The sequence below is a fragment of the Cupriavidus necator genome (genome assembly GCF_040578825.1).
GTDB classification, from domain to species: domain Bacteria; phylum Pseudomonadota; class Gammaproteobacteria; order Burkholderiales; family Burkholderiaceae; genus Cupriavidus; species Cupriavidus necator_E.
On record NZ_JBEFLI010000006.1, the window covers coordinates 1 to 16814 of the forward strand.

General features: G+C 64.5%; 17 protein-coding genes. All 17 read left to right on the plus strand.

Translation table 11 applies throughout. The features are described 5' to 3' along the window. Positions 1–137: 137 nt before the first annotated feature. The 17 genes from AB1I47_RS05005 to AB1I47_RS05085 all read left to right on the plus strand — a co-directional run bounded on the left by AB1I47_RS05005 (position 138) and on the right by AB1I47_RS05085 (position 16790). Positions 138–1133: a tripartite tricarboxylate transporter substrate binding protein BugE gene (locus AB1I47_RS05005; protein ID WP_354682671.1), complete on the plus strand. Its 996-nt coding sequence runs from the start codon at positions 138–140 to the stop codon at positions 1131–1133. 3 nt (positions 1134–1136) lie between these two features. Further along, positions 1137–2030: an N-formylglutamate amidohydrolase gene (locus AB1I47_RS05010; RefSeq protein WP_354682672.1), complete on the plus strand. Its 894-nt coding sequence runs from the start codon at positions 1137–1139 to the stop codon at positions 2028–2030. Positions 2031–2241: 211 nt separating this feature from the next. Beyond that, on the plus strand, positions 2242–4221 hold the full coding sequence (mnmG, locus tag AB1I47_RS05015; protein ID WP_354682673.1) for a tRNA uridine-5-carboxymethylaminomethyl(34) synthesis enzyme MnmG: 1980 nt from the start codon (positions 2242–2244) through the stop codon (positions 4219–4221). Between the two features lie 21 nt (positions 4222–4242). After that, positions 4243–4929, plus strand: a complete 687-nt coding sequence (gene rsmG / locus AB1I47_RS05020; protein ID WP_354682674.1) for a 16S rRNA (guanine(527)-N(7))-methyltransferase RsmG — start codon at positions 4243–4245, stop codon at positions 4927–4929. Positions 4930–5032: 103 nt separating this feature from the next. Further along, positions 5033–5806, plus strand: coding sequence for a ParA family protein (locus AB1I47_RS05025; protein WP_354682675.1), 774 nt, complete (start codon positions 5033–5035; stop codon positions 5804–5806). A gap of 14 nt (positions 5807–5820) precedes the next feature. Beyond that, a complete protein-coding gene (locus AB1I47_RS05030; RefSeq protein ID WP_354682676.1) occupies positions 5821–6726 on the plus strand; it encodes a ParB/RepB/Spo0J family partition protein in 906 nt (301 codons plus the stop codon). A gap of 361 nt (positions 6727–7087) precedes the next feature. After that, complete coding sequence (locus AB1I47_RS05035; protein ID WP_354682677.1) at positions 7088–7591, plus strand: ATP synthase subunit I; 504 nt, start codon at positions 7088–7090, stop codon at positions 7589–7591. 233 nt (positions 7592–7824) lie between these two features. Beyond that, a complete protein-coding gene (gene atpB, locus AB1I47_RS05040; RefSeq protein ID WP_354682678.1) occupies positions 7825–8691 on the plus strand; it encodes a F0F1 ATP synthase subunit A in 867 nt (288 codons plus the stop codon). Positions 8692–8752: 61 nt separating this feature from the next. Continuing rightward, entirely contained in the window at positions 8753–9019 is a 267-nt protein-coding gene (gene atpE, locus AB1I47_RS05045) for a F0F1 ATP synthase subunit C (protein WP_006579745.1), read from the plus strand. Positions 9020–9118: 99 nt separating this feature from the next. Beyond that, positions 9119–9589: a F0F1 ATP synthase subunit B gene (locus tag AB1I47_RS05050; RefSeq protein WP_008650161.1), complete on the plus strand. Its 471-nt coding sequence runs from the start codon at positions 9119–9121 to the stop codon at positions 9587–9589. A gap of 2 nt (positions 9590–9591) precedes the next feature. Beyond that, positions 9592–10134, plus strand: a complete 543-nt coding sequence (locus tag AB1I47_RS05055; RefSeq protein ID WP_354682679.1) for a F0F1 ATP synthase subunit delta — start codon at positions 9592–9594, stop codon at positions 10132–10134. Between the two features lie 39 nt (positions 10135–10173). Then, complete coding sequence (gene atpA, locus AB1I47_RS05060; RefSeq protein ID WP_354682680.1) at positions 10174–11715, plus strand: F0F1 ATP synthase subunit alpha; 1542 nt, start codon at positions 10174–10176, stop codon at positions 11713–11715. Positions 11716–11789: 74 nt separating this feature from the next. Then, a complete protein-coding gene (gene atpG / locus AB1I47_RS05065; protein WP_354682681.1) occupies positions 11790–12665 on the plus strand; it encodes a F0F1 ATP synthase subunit gamma in 876 nt (291 codons plus the stop codon). 33 nt (positions 12666–12698) lie between these two features. Continuing rightward, positions 12699–14102 carry a F0F1 ATP synthase subunit beta gene (gene atpD, locus AB1I47_RS05070; protein WP_354682682.1) on the plus strand — a complete coding sequence of 468 codons (1404 nt, stop codon included), beginning with the start codon at positions 12699–12701 and terminating at the stop codon, positions 14100–14102. 95 nt (positions 14103–14197) lie between these two features. Then, entirely contained in the window at positions 14198–14614 is a 417-nt protein-coding gene (locus tag AB1I47_RS05075) for a F0F1 ATP synthase subunit epsilon (protein ID WP_354682683.1), read from the plus strand. Positions 14615–15324: 710 nt separating this feature from the next. Next, on the plus strand, positions 15325–15765 hold the full coding sequence (locus tag AB1I47_RS05080; RefSeq protein ID WP_354682684.1) for a CoA-binding protein: 441 nt from the start codon (positions 15325–15327) through the stop codon (positions 15763–15765). 74 nt (positions 15766–15839) lie between these two features. Further along, positions 15840–16790, plus strand: coding sequence for an alpha/beta hydrolase (locus tag AB1I47_RS05085; RefSeq protein ID WP_354682685.1), 951 nt, complete (start codon positions 15840–15842; stop codon positions 16788–16790). The last annotated feature ends 24 nt before the right edge of the window (positions 16791–16814 follow it).

Consider the following 16814-nt stretch of genomic DNA (forward strand, 5'->3'; position numbering starts at 1 on the left):
GCTTTCGGGGCGGGGCCTGGGGGGGCCAGCAGGATGAGCTTTGGTAATGCAAACGTGCAATATAGTCGTTTGTGCCGACCCGGTAAACGGCCGACACTCGTTCGGTTCATTGCACAAAACCAACAGGAGAAAACCCCATGATCCGAGCCAGGATGACTCGCCGCCAGCTCGTGCTGCGCGGTGCCGCAGCCGCTGCCACGCTGGCATTTGCCGGTGGCGCTTCGGCGCAGGCCAACTACCCGACTAAGCCGATCCGCCTGATCGTGCCATTTGCCGCCGGCGGCTCGACCGATCTGTCGGCGCGCCTGGTGGCCGAGTTCGCCGGCCGCGAGCTGGGCCAGTCGATCGTGGTCGAGAACAAGGGCGGTGCCGGCGGCTCGCTGGGCATGGAGCAGGTGGCGCACGCCGCGCCGGACGGCTACACCATCGGCATGGCCACGGTCAGCACGCACGGCTCCAACCCGGCCGTATACCCCAGGCTGAAGTACGACCCGATCAAGGACTTCGCCCCGGTCACCAATGTGGTGGCGATTCCCAGCGTGTTCGCGGTGCACCCCAGCGTGCCTGCCAAAACCATGCAGGAGTTCGTTGCGCTGGCCAAGGCCCACCCCGGCAAGTACAGCTTCGCCTCGCCAGGCGCGGGGTCGCTGGGCCACGTCAATATCGAAAACTTCATGATGCTGGCCAAGATCGACCTGCTGCACGTGCCGTACAAGGGCGCGGGCGTGGCGCTGAACGACGCGGTAGCGGGGCAGGTCAATGCCATCACCGACAACCTGTCGTCGACGCTGCCCCACGTGAAATCGGGCAAGCTGCGCGCGCTCGCGGTGCTGGGTGCATCGCGTTCGGCCCAGCTTCCCGGCGTGCCGACCTATGCCGAGCTCGGCTTCAAGGACATGGGCGACGGCGGCTGGTTCGGCATCGTCGCGCCGGCGAATACACCGCCCGCGATCGTAACCAGGCTGAACCAGGCGATCCACAAGGCCATGCAGAACCCCGATTTCAAGCGCAAAGTGGAAGAGTCGGGCGGCACGCTGGTGCCGACTACGCCGGAGCAGTTCAAGGCGCAGATCCAGCAGGCGATGGCGCGTTATGCGCGCGTGGCCAAGGCGGCGGACATCAAGCTGGATTGATGCATGGCTGAAGCGACCAACCAGAGCACCGAGCAGAGCACCAGCCAGACCGCGCTGCCGCCGGTCATTGTGCGGCTGCCGGAAGGGGAGGGGCTGCCTTTGGTGTGCGACTCGCCGCATAGCGGCACCGTATACCCCGCCGACTTCGGCGCGGCGGTGCCTCCGGCACGGCTGCGCGGCGGTGAGGACACGCACGTCGACGCGTTGTGGGAGGCCGTCCCCGCGGCCGGCGGCACGCTGCTGGCGGCGACGTTCCCGCGCGTCTATATCGACCCGAACCGGATGGCGGATGATATCGATCCCGATCAGCTCGACGGCCGCTGGCCCTCGGCGCTGGCTCCGGGACCGAAGACGCGGCTCGGCTATGGCCTGATCTGGAGCCGGATGGATGCCAGCACGCCGATCTACGACCGGCGCCTGCCGGTAGCGGAAGTGCAGGCCCGGATCGAGCGCTACTACCGGCCATACCATGCGGCGCTGGCCGGGGCAGTGGAGGGCGCTTACCAGCGGTTTGGCGCGGTCTGGCACCTTAACCTGCACTCGATGCCGAACAACGCCTACGAGCGCCTGAAGATCGAGAGCCCGCACCCGCTGGCGGACTTCGTACTGGGCGATCGCGACGGCACGACCTGCGAGCCGGGACTGGTGGAGCTGGTCGAGCGCGAGTTGCGCGGCATGGGCTACACCGTGGCGCGCAACGACCCCTACAAGGGCGTGCAACTGATCGCCCAGATCGGGCGGCCGGCGGAACGCCGCAACAGCCTGCAGATCGAGATCAGGCGCCCGCTGTATATGGATGAAGTGACCCGGGAGCGCAATGCCGGCTTCGACTCGTTGCAGCATGACCTGGGCCGCCTGACGGGGGAGGTTGCGGCATATATCCGCGCCCAACTCTGAGGCGCTTGTTCCACGTGAAACATACGGCCGGGCCATATGCCCGGCCATTTTGTTTCACGTGGAACAGGACGTGGTTTCGGAGCGACTCGCAGGTATCGCTGCAGTCATGTTTCACGTGAAACATGGTTGTCGTCGAAAAGCGGTCACTCGATTGCCGCTATAATTCCGCATCCCTGAATTTTCCCCGCCAGCCTCCCGGAGGAGGTGTCCCATGCTTTACCCAATAGAGTTCGATGTCATCGTCGTCGGCGGCGGCCACGCCGGCACTGAAGCTGCACTCGCGGCCGCCCGGATGGGTTGCCAGACGCTGCTGCTGACCCATAACATCGAGACGTTGGGCCAGATGAGCTGCAATCCGTCCATCGGGGGCATCGGCAAGGGGCACCTGGTCAAGGAAGTGGATGCCATGGGCGGCGCCATGGCTGCTGCCACCGACGAGGCCGGCATTCAGTTCCGCATCCTGAACTCCAGCAAGGGGCCGGCCGTGCGCGCAACGCGCGCGCAGGCGGACCGCGTGCTGTACCGCAAGGCGATCCGCACCCGGCTGGAGAACCAGCCGAACCTGATGCTGTTCCAGCAGGCGGTGGATGACCTGATGGTGGAGGGCGACCGCGTGGTCGGCGCGATGACGCAGGTCGGCATTGCCTTCCGCGCCCGCGCAGTGGTGCTGACCGCCGGTACCTTCCTGGACGGCAAGATCCACGTCGGACTGGATAACTACACCGGCGGCCGTGCCGGCGACCCGGCTGCGGTGTCGCTGTCGGCGCGTTTGAAGGACCTGAAGCTGCCGCAGGGCAGGCTGAAGACCGGCACGCCGCCGCGCATCGACGGCCGTACCATCGACTTTTCGGTGATGGAAGAGCAGCCTGGCGACCTGGATCCGGTACCGGTATTCTCATTCCTGGGCCGCCCGGAGCAGCATCCACAGCAGTTGCCGTGCTGGATCACCCATACCAACAGCCGTACCCACGACATCATCCGGGGCGGGCTCGACCGCTCGCCGATGTACACCGGTGTGATCGAAGGGGTAGGGCCGCGCTACTGCCCGAGCATCGAGGACAAGATCCATCGCTTTGCCAGCAAGGAAAGCCACCAGATCTTCCTGGAGCCCGAAGGCCTGACCACCAACGAGTTCTACCCGAACGGGATCTCGACCAGCCTGCCGTTCGACGTGCAGCTTGAGCTGGTGCATTCGATCCGCGGGCTGGAAAACGCGCACATCCTGCGCCCCGGCTATGCGATCGAGTACGACTACTTTGATCCGCGCGGCCTGAAAGCCTCGCTGGAAAGCAAAGCTATCCGCGGTCTGTTCTTTGCCGGCCAGATCAATGGCACCACCGGTTATGAAGAGGCCGCCGCCCAGGGCCTGCTGGCGGGTATCAACGCCGGCTGCCATGTGCGCGAACGTGATCCGTGGACGCCCCGCCGCGACCAGGCTTACCTGGGCGTGCTGGTCGACGACCTGATCACCCGTGGCGTGACCGAGCCGTACCGGATGTTCACCAGCCGTGCGGAATTCCGTCTAAGCCTGCGTGAAGACAACGCCGATATGCGCCTGACCGAAGTCGGACGCGAGCTTGGCGTGGTCGACGATGCGCGCTGGGATGCCTTCAACCGCAAGCGCGATGCTGTTTCACGTGAAACAGAACGCCTGAAGAGCACCTGGGTCAATCCGGCGATGCTGCCTGCAGAAGATGCCGTCCCGCTGCTGGGTAAGCCGATCGAGCGTGAGTACAGCTTGGCCGACCTGCTGCGCCGCCCGGAAGTCCGTTATGAGTCGCTGATGGCACTGCAGGGCGGCCGCCTTGCGCCCGAGGCGCCGCTGGACGCCGACCCGATGCTGGCCGAGCAGATCCGTGAGCAGATCGAGATCGGTATCAAGTACCACGGCTATATCGCGCGCCAGGCGGCCGAGGTCGACAAGCTGGAAGCCAACGAGTCGATGCGCCTTCCCGAGGGGCTCGACTACACCGAAGTGCGCGGCCTTGGTTTCGAAGTCAGCCAGAAGCTGAACCAGCATCGTCCCGAGACGCTGGGCCAGGCTTCGCGCATTTCCGGCGTGACGCCGGCGGCGATCTCGCTGCTGCTGGTGCACCTGAAGAAGAAGGGAATGGGGCGCACCCGCGCTGAGTCGGGTACGGGCTCGGATACGCCGGCAGGCCCGGCGGGCAACTCGCAAGAGGCAGCCTGAGTGGCCGGTCCGCGACACACCATGACCGACGACGCCGCGCAGCGTCGTCGCCTCGAAGCCGGCCTCGAAGAGATCGGGCTGGCGCTGGCGCCGGCACAGATCGACACCCTGTTCGCCTATCTGGCGCTGCTGCGCAAGTGGAATGGCGTCTACAACCTGACCGCCATCCGTCATCCCGATGAGATGCTTACCCATCACATGCTGGATTCGCTCGCCGCGGTGCCAGCGCTGGCCGAAGCCGCGCGTGCCGCAGAGATCGGCACGCCGGCACGGGGCAGGGTGCTGGACGTGGGCTCGGGCGGCGGCATGCCTGGCCTGCCGCTGGCGATCGCGTGCCCCGATGTGTCGGTGTTGATGGTCGATATCGTGCAGAAAAAGACCGCCTTCCTGACGCAGTGCCGGGCGCAGCTCGGGTTGACCAATGCCGCCGCGCACTGGGGCCCGGTGGAAAAGCTCGACGATGCCGATGGCTTTGCCGTGATCACCTCGCGTGCATTCGCCGAGCTGACCGATTTCGTCAGCCTGTCCGGCCACTTGCTGGCACCGCACGGCAAGCTGATCGCGATGAAGGGTGTTTATCCACAGGCCGAGCTCGACCGCATGGAAGCGGCCGGCCTGATGGCGCAATGGCAGGTCGACGACGTGCCGCGCCTGACCGTGCCGGGACTGGACGCCGAGCGCCACCTGGTGGTGTTGTCGCGGCGCTGAGAGGCGCGAAGCAGGACCTACGCCGCGGCGCCGCGATGCCGGAGCCGCGAACTGCCAGCCCCCGGGCTGGCCGGATGAATTGAAGCAGGAGCCGCAGAAGCTTATGGCCAAGGTATTCGTGATCGCAAACCAGAAGGGCGGGGTAGGCAAGACCACCACCACGGTCAACCTCGCCGCCGGCCTGGCCGCGCAGGACCAGCGCGTGCTGCTGGTCGACCTGGACCCGCAGGGTAATGCCTCGATGGGTTCTGGCATCGACAAGCAGGCGCTGGAACACAGCGTGTACCAGGTGCTGGTGGGCCTGGCCAGCATTACGCAGGCACGCCAGCGCTCTGAGACCGGCAGGTACGATGTGCTGCCCGCCAACCGCGAGCTGGCCGGCGCTGAAGTCGAACTGGTCGAACTGGACCAGCGCGAACGCCGGCTGCGGCAGGCCATCGAGGAAGTCAACGACCAGTATGACTTCGTCCTGATCGACTGCCCCCCGTCGCTGTCGCTGCTGACGCTGAACGGCCTGTGCGCGGCACACGGCGTAATCGTGCCGATGCAGTGCGAGTACTTTGCGCTGGAAGGCCTGTCGGATCTGGTCAACACCATCAAGCAGGTGCACGCCAACCTCAACCGCGAGCTGCAGGTGATCGGCCTGCTGCGGGTCATGTTCGACCCGCGCGTAACGCTGCAGCAGCAAGTGTCGGCACAGCTTGAATCGCACTTCGGCGAAAAGGTCTTCAAGACCCTGATCCCGCGCAATGTGCGCCTGGCCGAGGCACCGTCTTATGGCATGCCGGGCGTGGCGTTCGATCCGTCGTCCAAGGGGGCCAAGGCGTACCTGGACTTCGGCGCCGAGATGATCGCTCGCGTCAGGCAGCTTGGCTGAAGGGGAGGGTGAGCATGAGCAGCACGGTAAAGAAAAAGGGACTGGGCCGCGGCCTCGAAGCGCTGCTGGGCGGTCCGGCCGAAATCGTGGAATCGGTCAAGCAGGAGGGGGCGCCCACGGTGCTGCGCCTGGACCAGCTGCAGCCGGGCAAGTACCAGCCGCGTACGCGCATGGACGAGGGGGCGCTGCAGGAGCTGGCCGCCAGCATCCGCGCGCAGGGGCTGATGCAGCCGATCCTGGTGCGCCGGGTGGCCGAGCCGGGCCGCTACGAGATCATTGCCGGCGAACGCCGCTTCCGCGCCTCGAAGCTTGCCGGGCTCGACAAGGTGCCGGTGCTCGTCAAGGACGTGGCCGACGAGGCCGCGGCCGCGATGGCGCTGATCGAGAACATCCAGCGCGAAGACCTGAATCCGCTGGAAGAGGCGCAGGGCATCATGCGCCTGATCCGTGAATTCAAGTTTACGCACGAGCAGGCGGCTGAGTCGGTAGGCCGCTCGCGTAGCGCGGTGTCCAACCTGCTGCGGCTGCTGAACCTGGCCGCGCCGGTGCAGACCATGCTGATGGCGGGCGACCTCGACATGGGCCACGCGCGTGCGCTGCTGGCGGTGGACGGTGCCAACCAGATCACGCTGGCCAACCAGATCGTCAACAAGCGGCTGTCGGTGCGCGAGACCGAAAAGCTCGTGGCGTCCACGCTCAAGCCGTTCGACCTGAAGTCAGTCAGGCAGAAGGGCGCCAATAATGTTCGCGACGTGGCGCGGCTGGAAGAAGAGCTGTCGGATGCGCTGGGGCTGGCGGTGCAGATCCGGCTGGGTGCGCGCGGCAAGGGCCAGCTCACCATCCACTTCAACGACAATGACGCGCTCGAGGGCGTGCTGATGCGGCTGCGCGAATCGAACGACGGGCAGCGGGTTGCCTGACTGGTCAGAAAAGGTTGAGGGGTACGGGATTCGGCACCTGATTCGGTGCGATTAACGGCCACGGTTGCGACGACTGTTGCGTGCAAGCCGCAGTGCTCGGTTCGATTACCGGTATACCTCAAGCAGGCCTGTCAATCCACCATCATGCAGGGCGTGGGGCTGCGCAATCCAATTACGTCATGCATCATTGCCACGCAATTTTTGCGAAGCCATCATGCAATCGTGATGCCAACGGTTGTGCGCAACGCACTGCAAGCTAAATGTAAGCAGATTGACTCGAATCAGTAGTTCCCCTTAAAATCGTGCGGTTTGAATTCTGGCCGGGCCGAAAAGTTCCGGCCTGGAATAAGGCGAGCAGGTAGTGGTTCGAGACCGTCAGAAGCGAGGCGCCGGGTCCGGTCAGGATGATGACTGGGACGACTGGAAAGAAGGCGCGGAACGTGAGGAAGAGGCGGTCGATCCGCTGACGCGCGCCGAGGCGGAAACGCTGTTTGGCGAGCGCGCGCTGCGCCCTTCGCGCATGACCCCGGGCAAGGTTGTCCTGGCGCAGGTGATGGTTACCCTGCTCTCGGCACTGTGCTGGGCGCTGTTCGCGAAAGAGGCGGGGCCGTACGGGTGGTCGGCGTTGTTCGGCGGCATGGTGTGCTTCGTGCCGAGCGGGTTCTTCGCCTTCCGGCTGTGGCTGGCGCGTGACCGGGCGTCGCTGGGCGGACTGGTGCTGGGCGAGGCGATCAAGGTCTTTGCCACGGTGGCACTGATGGTGCTGGTGGTGGTGGTGTACCGCGATCTGCGATGGGTGCCGATGCTGGTCACGTTCCTGCTGGCGCTGAAGACATATTGGGTGGTGGCCCTGGTGGTGCGCTAGGCCTGCCGCACGAAGACGGTGCTTCCCTCCCAAGTGGGGCACCAAGACGGAATATCAAGATTTTCCCGTGACGGTTTCACAGTGGTGACACCGGGCACGGCCAAGGTTGGACCCCGCTTGCATCGCGGTGACCGGCGAATCCGCCGAAGGCGATGCAAGACGCGTACCGGGCGTTGGCCAGAGAGTTGGCGGCGCGCGGCCTGAAGATTTCGCAATATACCGTTCGTATCGACATGTCTGATGCTACCCAAGGCGCCGAACACGCGCTGACACCCTCCGGCTATATCGCCGAACACTTGCAGAACTTGAACTCGGTCGGCGGCAAGCAAGCGTCGGTGGTCGATTTCTCCGTGATCAACTACGACACGGTGTTCTGGTCGGTCCTGTGCGGCACCATCGCCGTGCTGTTCCTGTACGCTGCCGCGCGCCGCGTCACCGCCGGCGTGCCAGGCCGCTTCCAGGCCTTCGTCGAGATGATCGTCGAGATGGTCGATGACCAGGCCAAGGGCATCATCCACGGCGACCGTTCGTGGATCGCGCCGCTGGCACTGATGGTGTTCTGCTGGATCACCATGATGAACGCGATCGACCTGATCCCGGTGGACTGGGTCAACGGCCTGAATCAAGTCCTCGGCATCTTCCACCTGCACATCCCCCACCACCGCGCGGTGGCCACTGCCGACCTGAACGGCACGCTGGGCATGTCCTGCGCCGTGCTGGTGCTGATGATCTACTACAGCTTCAAGATCAAGGGCGCGGGCGGCTTCATGCACGAACTGTTCTCGGCCCCGTTCGGCGCCAAGTGGTACCTGGCCCCGTTCAACCTGGTCCTGAACCTGATCGAATTCCTGGCCAAGGCCGTCTCGCTCGGCATGCGACTGTTCGGCAACATGTACGCCGGCGAACTCGTGTTCCTGCTGATCGCGCTGCTGGGTTCCATCTGGACGTTCGGCGCTGACCTGTCCGCGCTGGGCTTTGTCGGTCACGTGGTGGCCGGTGCGGTCTGGGCGATCTTCCACATCCTGATCGTCCTGCTCCAGGCCTTCATTTTCATGATGCTGACGCTGGTGTACATCGGCCAGGCTCACGATCACCACTGATTTCCGGTTTTTGGTTTTTTGGTTTTTTGGTTCTAAGTCTCTCTAAATTAAAGGAGTCGTCATGCAAGAATTTCTCGCCAACATCCAGGGTCTGACCGCCATCGGTATCGGCATCATCATCGGCCTGGGCGCTATCGGCGCCTGCCTGGGTATCGCCCTGATGGGCGGCAAGTACATCGAAGCCTGCGCACGTCAGCCCGAGCTGATGAACCCGCTGCAAACCAAGATGTTCCTGCTGGCTGGCCTGATCGACGCGGCATTCCTGATCGGCGTGGGTGTTGCAATGCTGTTCGCCTTCGCCAACCCGCTGCTGGCTGTCATCCAGTAATTCTTTTCGGTCTGCATGATGCTGACGGGCGGCGCGGGCCACCAGCCTGGCCGCCTTTTGTGCATTTATCTGTAGTTTGATTACCGAAAGGAACACACCATGAATCTGAACGCAACGTTTTTTGCGCAGATGGTCGTGTTCTTCATCCTGTGGTGGGTTGTTGCCAAATTCATTTGGCCGCCGCTGGTGAAGGCGCTCGACGAACGCGCAAAGAAGATCGCCGATGGCCTCGCCGCTGCCGAGAAGGGCAAGGCCGAGCTCGAACTCGCCAACAAGCGTGTGGACCAGGCTATGGCCGAAGCCCGCACCGAGGGTGCCCAACGCGTCGCTGACGCCGAGAAGCGCGCCCAGCTCACGGCCGACGAGATCAAGCAGAACGCCCAGGCAGAAGCCGCACGCATCATTGCCCAGGCCAAGGCCGAAGCCGAACAGCAGGTTACCCGCGCGCGCGAATCCCTGCGTGACCAGGTCGCCGTGCTGGCCGTCAAGGGTGCCGAGCAGATCCTCAAGCGTGAAGTGAACGCGCAGGTCCACGCCGACCTGCTCAATCAACTCAAGGCTGAGCTCTAATCATGGCAGAAACCGCAACCATTGCCCGTCCCTACGCTGAGGCGCTGTTCCGCGTCGCCAGTGAGTCGAGCGCAGGCAACCTGGGTGCATGGTCCGAGCTGGTGTCGGAAATGGGGCAGGTTGCCGCCAATCCCGACATGAAGGCGATCGCCGGCGATCCGAACGTTCCCGGCGAGAAGCTGGCTGAACTGTTCCTGTCGGTGCTGAAGTCCCCGGTCAACGAGGAAGCGCGCCGCTTCGTCACGCTGCTGGTGGACAACAACCGCCTCACGGTGATGCCGGAAATCGCCGAACAGTTCCATGCGCTCAAGAACGCCCGCGAAGGGTCGTCCGACGTTGAAATCACCAGCGCCTTTCCGCTGGAAGATGCGCAGCTGAACGACCTGCTCGCCGCACTCGAACGCAAGTTCGGCCGTAAGCTGCTCGCGAAGGTGGCGGTGGACCCGTCCCTGATCGGCGGCGTCAGCGTCAAGGTTGGCGACGAAGTGCTCGACACCTCCGTGCGCGCGCGCCTGGCAGCCATGCAAGTGGCGCTGACCGCCTGACCGCACCGGCCGACGGATTGAAGAATTAGGAGCATTGTGATGCAACTGAACCCCTCAGAAATCAGCGAGCTGATCAAGACCCGCATCTCGGGCCTTGGCGCTGAAGCTGAAGTGCGCAACACCGGCACGGTGATCTCCGTGACCGATGGTATCTGCCGCGTGCACGGCCTGTCCGGCGTGATGCAGGGCGAGATGCTGGAATTCCCCGGCAACACCTTCGGCCTCGCGCTGAACCTCGAGCGCGACTCCGTCGGCGCCGTGGTGCTGGGTGAGTACGAACACATTTCCGAAGGCGACACGGTCAAGTGCACCGGCCGCATTCTGGAAGTGCCGGTCGGCAAGGAGCTGCTGGGCCGCGTGGTCAACACGCTGGGCCAGCCGATCGACGGCAAGGGCCCGATCAACGCCAAGGAAACGGACGTGATCGAGAAGGTCGCCCCGGGCGTGATCGCGCGTCAGTCGGTGAGCCAGCCGGTGCAGACCGGTCTGAAGTCGATCGACGCGATGGTGCCGATCGGCCGTGGCCAGCGTGAGCTGATCATTGGCGACCGCCAGACCGGCAAGACCGCCGTCGCTGTCGACGCCATCATCAACCAGAAGGGCAAGGGTGTCTTCTGCGTGTACGTGGCAGTCGGCCAGAAGGCTTCGACGATCGCCAACGTGGTGCGCAAGCTGGAAGAGCACGGCGCGATGGAATACACCGTCGTCGTGGCCGCCGCCGCTTCGGACTCGGCCGCCATGCAGTACCTGGCACCGTACGCCGGCTGCACGATGGGCGAGTACTTCCGCGACCGCGGTGAAGACGCGCTGATCGTCTATGACGACCTGACCAAGCAAGCCTGGGCCTACCGCCAGGTGTCGCTGCTGCTGCGCCGCCCGCCGGGCCGCGAAGCCTACCCGGGTGACGTGTTCTACCTGCACTCGCGCCTGCTGGAGCGTGCTGCCCGCGTGAACGCCGACTACGTCGAGAAGTTCACCAACGGTGCCGTCAAGGGCAAGACCGGTTCGCTGACCGCACTGCCGGTGATCGAAACGCAGGCCGGCGACGTGTCCGCGTTCGTGCCGACCAACGTGATCTCGATCACGGACGGCCAGATCTTCCTGGAAACCGACCTGTTCAACGCCGGTATCCGCCCCGCCATCAACGCCGGTATCTCGGTGTCGCGCGTCGGTGGTGCCGCTCAGACCAAGGTGGTGAAGAGCCTGTCCGGCGGTATCCGTACCGACCTGGCCCAGTACCGTGAACTGGCTGCGTTCGCGCAGTTCGCTTCGGACCTGGACGACGCCACCCGCAAGCAGCTCGAGCGCGGCCGCCGCGTGACCGAACTGCTCAAGCAGCCGCAATACCAGCCGCTGCAGGTGTGGCAGCTGGCCGCGTCGCTGTTCGCCGCCAACAACGGCTTCCTCGACAACGTGGAAGTGAAGGACATTCTGCCGTTCGAGAAGGGCCTGCACGACCATCTGAAGACCAAGTACGCCGACCTCATCAACCGCATCGAAGAGACCAAGCAGCTCTCGAAGGAAGATGAACCCGCCCTGCGTGCCGCTGTCGAGGATTTCAAGAAGTCCGCCGCGTTCTAACCGCGTGATTCCACGACACTACCGCCGCGCCTGGCTCACGCCGGCGCGGCGGTAGTTCGGATGGAGAGGAAGATATGGCCGGAACGAAAGAGATTCGAACCAAGATCAAGAGCGTGCAGAACACGCGCAAGATCACCAAGGCGATGGAGATGGTCGCCGCGTCCAAGATGCGCAAGGCGCAGGAGCGGATGCGCCATGCCCGTCCCTACGCCGAGAAGGTGCGCAACATCGCGGCGCACCTGGCTGCGGCCAACCCCGAGTTCAAGCATCCCTTCATGCAGGAGCGCGAAGTCAAGCGCGTCGGCATGATCGTGGTCACGACCGACAAGGGGCTGTGCGGCGGCCTGAACACGAACGTGTTGCGCGCCGTCACCAATGAACTGAAGACCCTGCAGGGCCGCGGCGTGGACGTGCAAGCGACCGCCATCGGTACCAAGGGCATGCAGTTCCTGGGCCGCGTCGGTGCCAAGGTGATTTCGCACGTGGTGCACCTCGGTGACACCCCGCATCTGGAAAAGCTGATCGGCGCGATCAAGGTCCAGCTCGACGCATTCACCAATGGTGAGGTCGATGCGGTGTACCTGGCGTACACCAAGTTCATCAACACGATGAAGCAGGAACCGATGGTTGAGCAGCTGCTGCCGCTCTCCGCCGACATGCTGTCCCAGACCGAAGATGAAAAGCGCGCCTACTCGTGGGATTACATCTACGAGCCCGACGCCCAGACCGTAGTGGAAGAGCTGCTGGTCCGCTACGTCGAGGCGCTGGTGTACCAGGCCGTGGCCGAGAACATGGCGTCCGAGCAATCGGCGCGCATGGTGGCCATGAAGGCTGCGTCCGACAACGCCAAGAACGTGATCGGCGAACTGCAACTGGTCTACAACAAGACCCGTCAGGCCGCGATTACCAAGGAACTGTCGGAAATCGTCAGCGGTGCAGCTGCGGTCTAAGGCGTCAAGAATTCAAGCTATCGGAGATACGAAATGAGTATCGGAAATATTGTGCAGTGTATTGGCGCCGTGGTGGACATCGAGTTCCCCCGTGACGCAATGCCGAAGGTGTACGACGCGCTCGTGCTGGAAGAGTCCGGCGACGCCTCGTTCGCCGAAAAGGGCCTGACCTTCGAAGTCCAGCAACAGCTCGGTGACGGCGTGGTGCGTACCATCGCCCTGGGCTCGTCGGACGGTCTGCGCCGCGGCATGGAAGTGAAGAGCACCGGCGCCCCGATTTCGGTGCCGGTTGGTCACGGCACGCTGGGCCGCATCATGGACGTGCTGGGTCGCCCGATCGACGAAGCCGGCCCGATCGCCTCGGACGAGCTGCGCGCGATTCACCAGAAGGCCCCGAAGTTCGACGAGCTGTCGCCCTCGGTTGACCTGCTGGAAACCGGCATCAAGGTGATCGACCTGGTCTGCCCGTTCGCCAAGGGCGGCAAGGTTGGCCTGTTCGGTGGTGCGGGCGTGGGCAAGACCGTCAACATGATGGAGCTCATCAACAACATCGCCAAGCAGCACAGCGGTCTGTCGGTGTTTGCCGGCGTGGGCGAGCGTACCCGTGAAGGGAACGACTTCTACCACGAAATGAAGGACTCGAACGTGCTCGACAAGGTGGCCATGGTGTTCGGCCAGATGAACGAGCCGCCGGGCAACCGTCTGCGCGTGGCGCTGACCGGCCTGACCATGGCCGAGCGCTTCCGTGACGAAGGCCGTGACATCCTGTTCTTCGTGGACAACATCTACCGCTACACGCTGGCCGGTACCGAAGTGTCCGCACTGCTGGGCCGTATGCCTTCGGCCGTGGGCTACCAGCCGACGCTGGCTGAAGAAATGGGCAAGCTGCAGGAACGCATTACGTCGACCAAGACCGGCTCGATCACGTCGATCCAGGCCGTGTACGTGCCTGCGGATGACTTGACCGACCCGTCGCCTGCTACCACCTTCCTGCACCTGGATTCGACCGTGGTGCTGTCGCGTGACATCGCTGCACTGGGTATCTACCCCGCAGTGGATCCGCTGGACTCGACCTCGCGCCAGCTGGACCCGCAGGTTGTCGGCACGGAACACTACGAAGTGGCCCGCCGCGTTCAGCAGACCCTGCAGCGCTACAAGGAACTGCGCGACATCATCGCGATTCTGGGCATGGACGAACTGTCGCCGGAAGACAAGCTGGCAGTGAACCGCGCTCGCAAGATCCAGCGTTTCCTGTCGCAGCCGTTCCACGTGGCGGAAGTGTTCACGGGTTCGCCGGGCAAGTACGTGCCGCTGAAGGAAACCATCCGCGGCTTCAAGATGCTGGTGGACGGCGAGTGCGATCACCTGCCCGAGCAGGCGTTCTACATGGTCGGCTCGATCGACGAAGCCTTCGAAAAGGCCAAGAAGCTCCAGTAAGCCTTGCTCGGCACTCCCGCCTGGCGGTGGGAGTGATGGCCGGCCGCCTTGCGCGTCCGGCCGTCTGAGCAAAGCGATTGGAGAAAGGATCTGATATGGCAACCATTCTTGTAGACGTCGTCAGCGCGGAAGCGTCGATCTTCTCCGGCCAGGCGAAGTTCGTGGCGCTGCCGGGCGAGTCGGGTGAGCTGGGCATCCTGCCGGGCCACACGCCGCTGATCACGCGCATCCAGCCGGGTGCGGTGCGGATCGAGAAGGAAGACGGCAGCGAAGAGTTCGTGTTCGTTGCCGGCGGCATTCTCGAAGTCCAGCCCAAGCACGTCACCGTGCTGGCCGATACCGCGATCCGCGGTGGCGACCTGGACGAAGCCAAGGCCCGGGAAGCCAAGCGCGCCGCCGAGGAACTGATGCAGAACCAGAGCAGCGACCTGGACCTGGCCCGCGCCCAAAGCGAGCTGGCCGTGGCCGCCGCGCAGCTGGCTGCCATCGCCCGCCTGCGTCGTAAGAAGTAAGCACTAAGCAGGGCTGTCGCATTGTTGTTTTTTCGATGCGACATTTAAAAAAGGCAGCCGCGAGGCTGCCTTTTTTGTGGGCACAGCGATATGCTTTTGTCCTGCCTGGACAAAAAAAAGCGCGCGGGCCGGGGAGGCTCCGCGCGGACGGGAAAATCCCTTCGAGGGGTCAATTCGAAGGAACGGGTTCGGTCCAGGTCGACAATCAACGCGCAACGGATACTGTTATCCGCACACAGGCCGCAAAGGCCACGCGCTACAACGGTCTTCCTGGTGATCCGGTCCAGCGGCGATTTGCTGGATCGGAAAATCGGGTTACTGCCGGAAAACACTACAAAAAGGCTTTCTTCACCACGCCCCTTTAGGTCTGAACAGCCATATTCACCGGGGCGCCGCACACCGTACCGCGTGTGTGTCAATGCATTGTGGGGGAAACTCCCCGGCATGGCAGTAACAAAATGTATCGTTTTGCAATAAGTTGAAAGCCCGTAGCGGCAGGATCCGCCGCGATCGGCACATATTTGCGCGCCGACATCACGTTTATATGCGTCGGGTGAAGCCGCCTTATCATTTACCGCGGGAATCCGTGTGCGTTGGCGCACCATCTGTGCGTGACAATTCGCGGTTACGATTCGATACGTCCAGCCCCATGCCAAGGCCCTTTGCGGCCGTAGGATCCGGGTCCTGATTTGTCTACCTTCGGAGACGCGATGCCCCCAGAGATGCAGCAAGCGATACAAGCCATGCTGGCCATGAAGACCGTGGCCGTGGTCGGACTGTCCGACCGGCCTGAGCGGCCGAGCCACGAGGTAGCCGAATTCCTGCAGGGCCACGGTTTCCGCATCCTGCCAGTCAATCCGCGCCATACGGGCGAGCGCATCCTCGGCGAGACCTGCTACGCCACGCTGCGTGAAGCGGCCGACGCAGCGCTCGCTACGGGTACTCGCATCGAATGGGTCGATATCTTCCGCCGCGCCGAAGATACGCCCGGCGTGGTCGACGAGGCCATCGCCATCGGTGCGCGCGGCGTGTGGCTGCAGCTTGGCATCGTCAACGACGAGGCCGTGCGCCGCGCCGCCGACGCCGGGCTGCTGGCGGTGCAGGACTGCTGCAGCAAGATCGAACTGACGCGCCACCTCGGGCTCGACTGAGCCGCCCGCGCAACGTTATCCACATCCCCGTCCCGGCTACCCGCCGCTTCACCCCGATTATCCCGCCGCCGACCATGGCCATCGATCCGCAACTGCTCGCCTATTACCGCCGCCTCGCCGACCGCTACGCCGGGGAACCCGTCCCCGCCGATATCCCGGCGCACCGGGCCCGTTTTGCCCAGATCGCGGCGGCTTCGATGCTGCCGGACCCCGACGGCATCGCGGTGCAGGACATCGAGCTCACGCTGCCCGGCCGCACGCTGGGTGCGCGGCTGTTCCGTCCGCAGGGCGTGGCGGCGCCGCGACTGGTCGTGTACTTCCACGGCGGTGGCTGGGTGATCGGCTCCACCCATACACACCACACCGTGGCCGGCTTGCTGGCCGCCGATACCGGCTGCGCGGTTGCCAGCGTCGACTATCGGCTCGCGCCCGAGCACCCGTACCCCGCGCCCTGCGACGATGCCGTCGACGCGGCGCAGTGGCTCGCCGGCCAGCGCGAGGCGCTCGGACTGGCGCCGGACTTCCTGGCCGTGGCTGGCGACAGCGCCGGCGGCCACCTGGCCGCCCAGGCAGCGCAGCAGCTCAACGCCGGCGATGCGGTGCGCGTCGATGCGCAGCTTCTGGTCTATCCGGTCACCGCGCCGGTGCTCAGCACCGAAAGCTATCGCGCGTTCGCTGATGGCCCCGGCCTGACGCGCGACGAGATGGCGTGGTTCTGGACGCAGTTCATCGGCGCCGAGGCACTGGCCCAGGGCGCCGCGCATGCCGATCCGCGCGTGCACCTGATGGCCGCGGCGCCGGTACGCCCGCCGGCGACCGCGGTAGTGGTGGCCGCGCACGACGTGCTGCGCGACGATGGCCTGGCCTATGCCGACTTCCTGGTGCGCCACGACGCGCCGGTGATCACCATCGAGGCCGGCGGCATGACCCATGGCTTCGCGCGGCTGCAGCCCGAGGCCGAGCGCGCGCGCGAATGGATGCGGCGGGCGGCCGCCGCGTTCGCCGGCCTGCTCGAGGAAGCCTGAGCAACGCCTGAGCAGTCCCGCGCG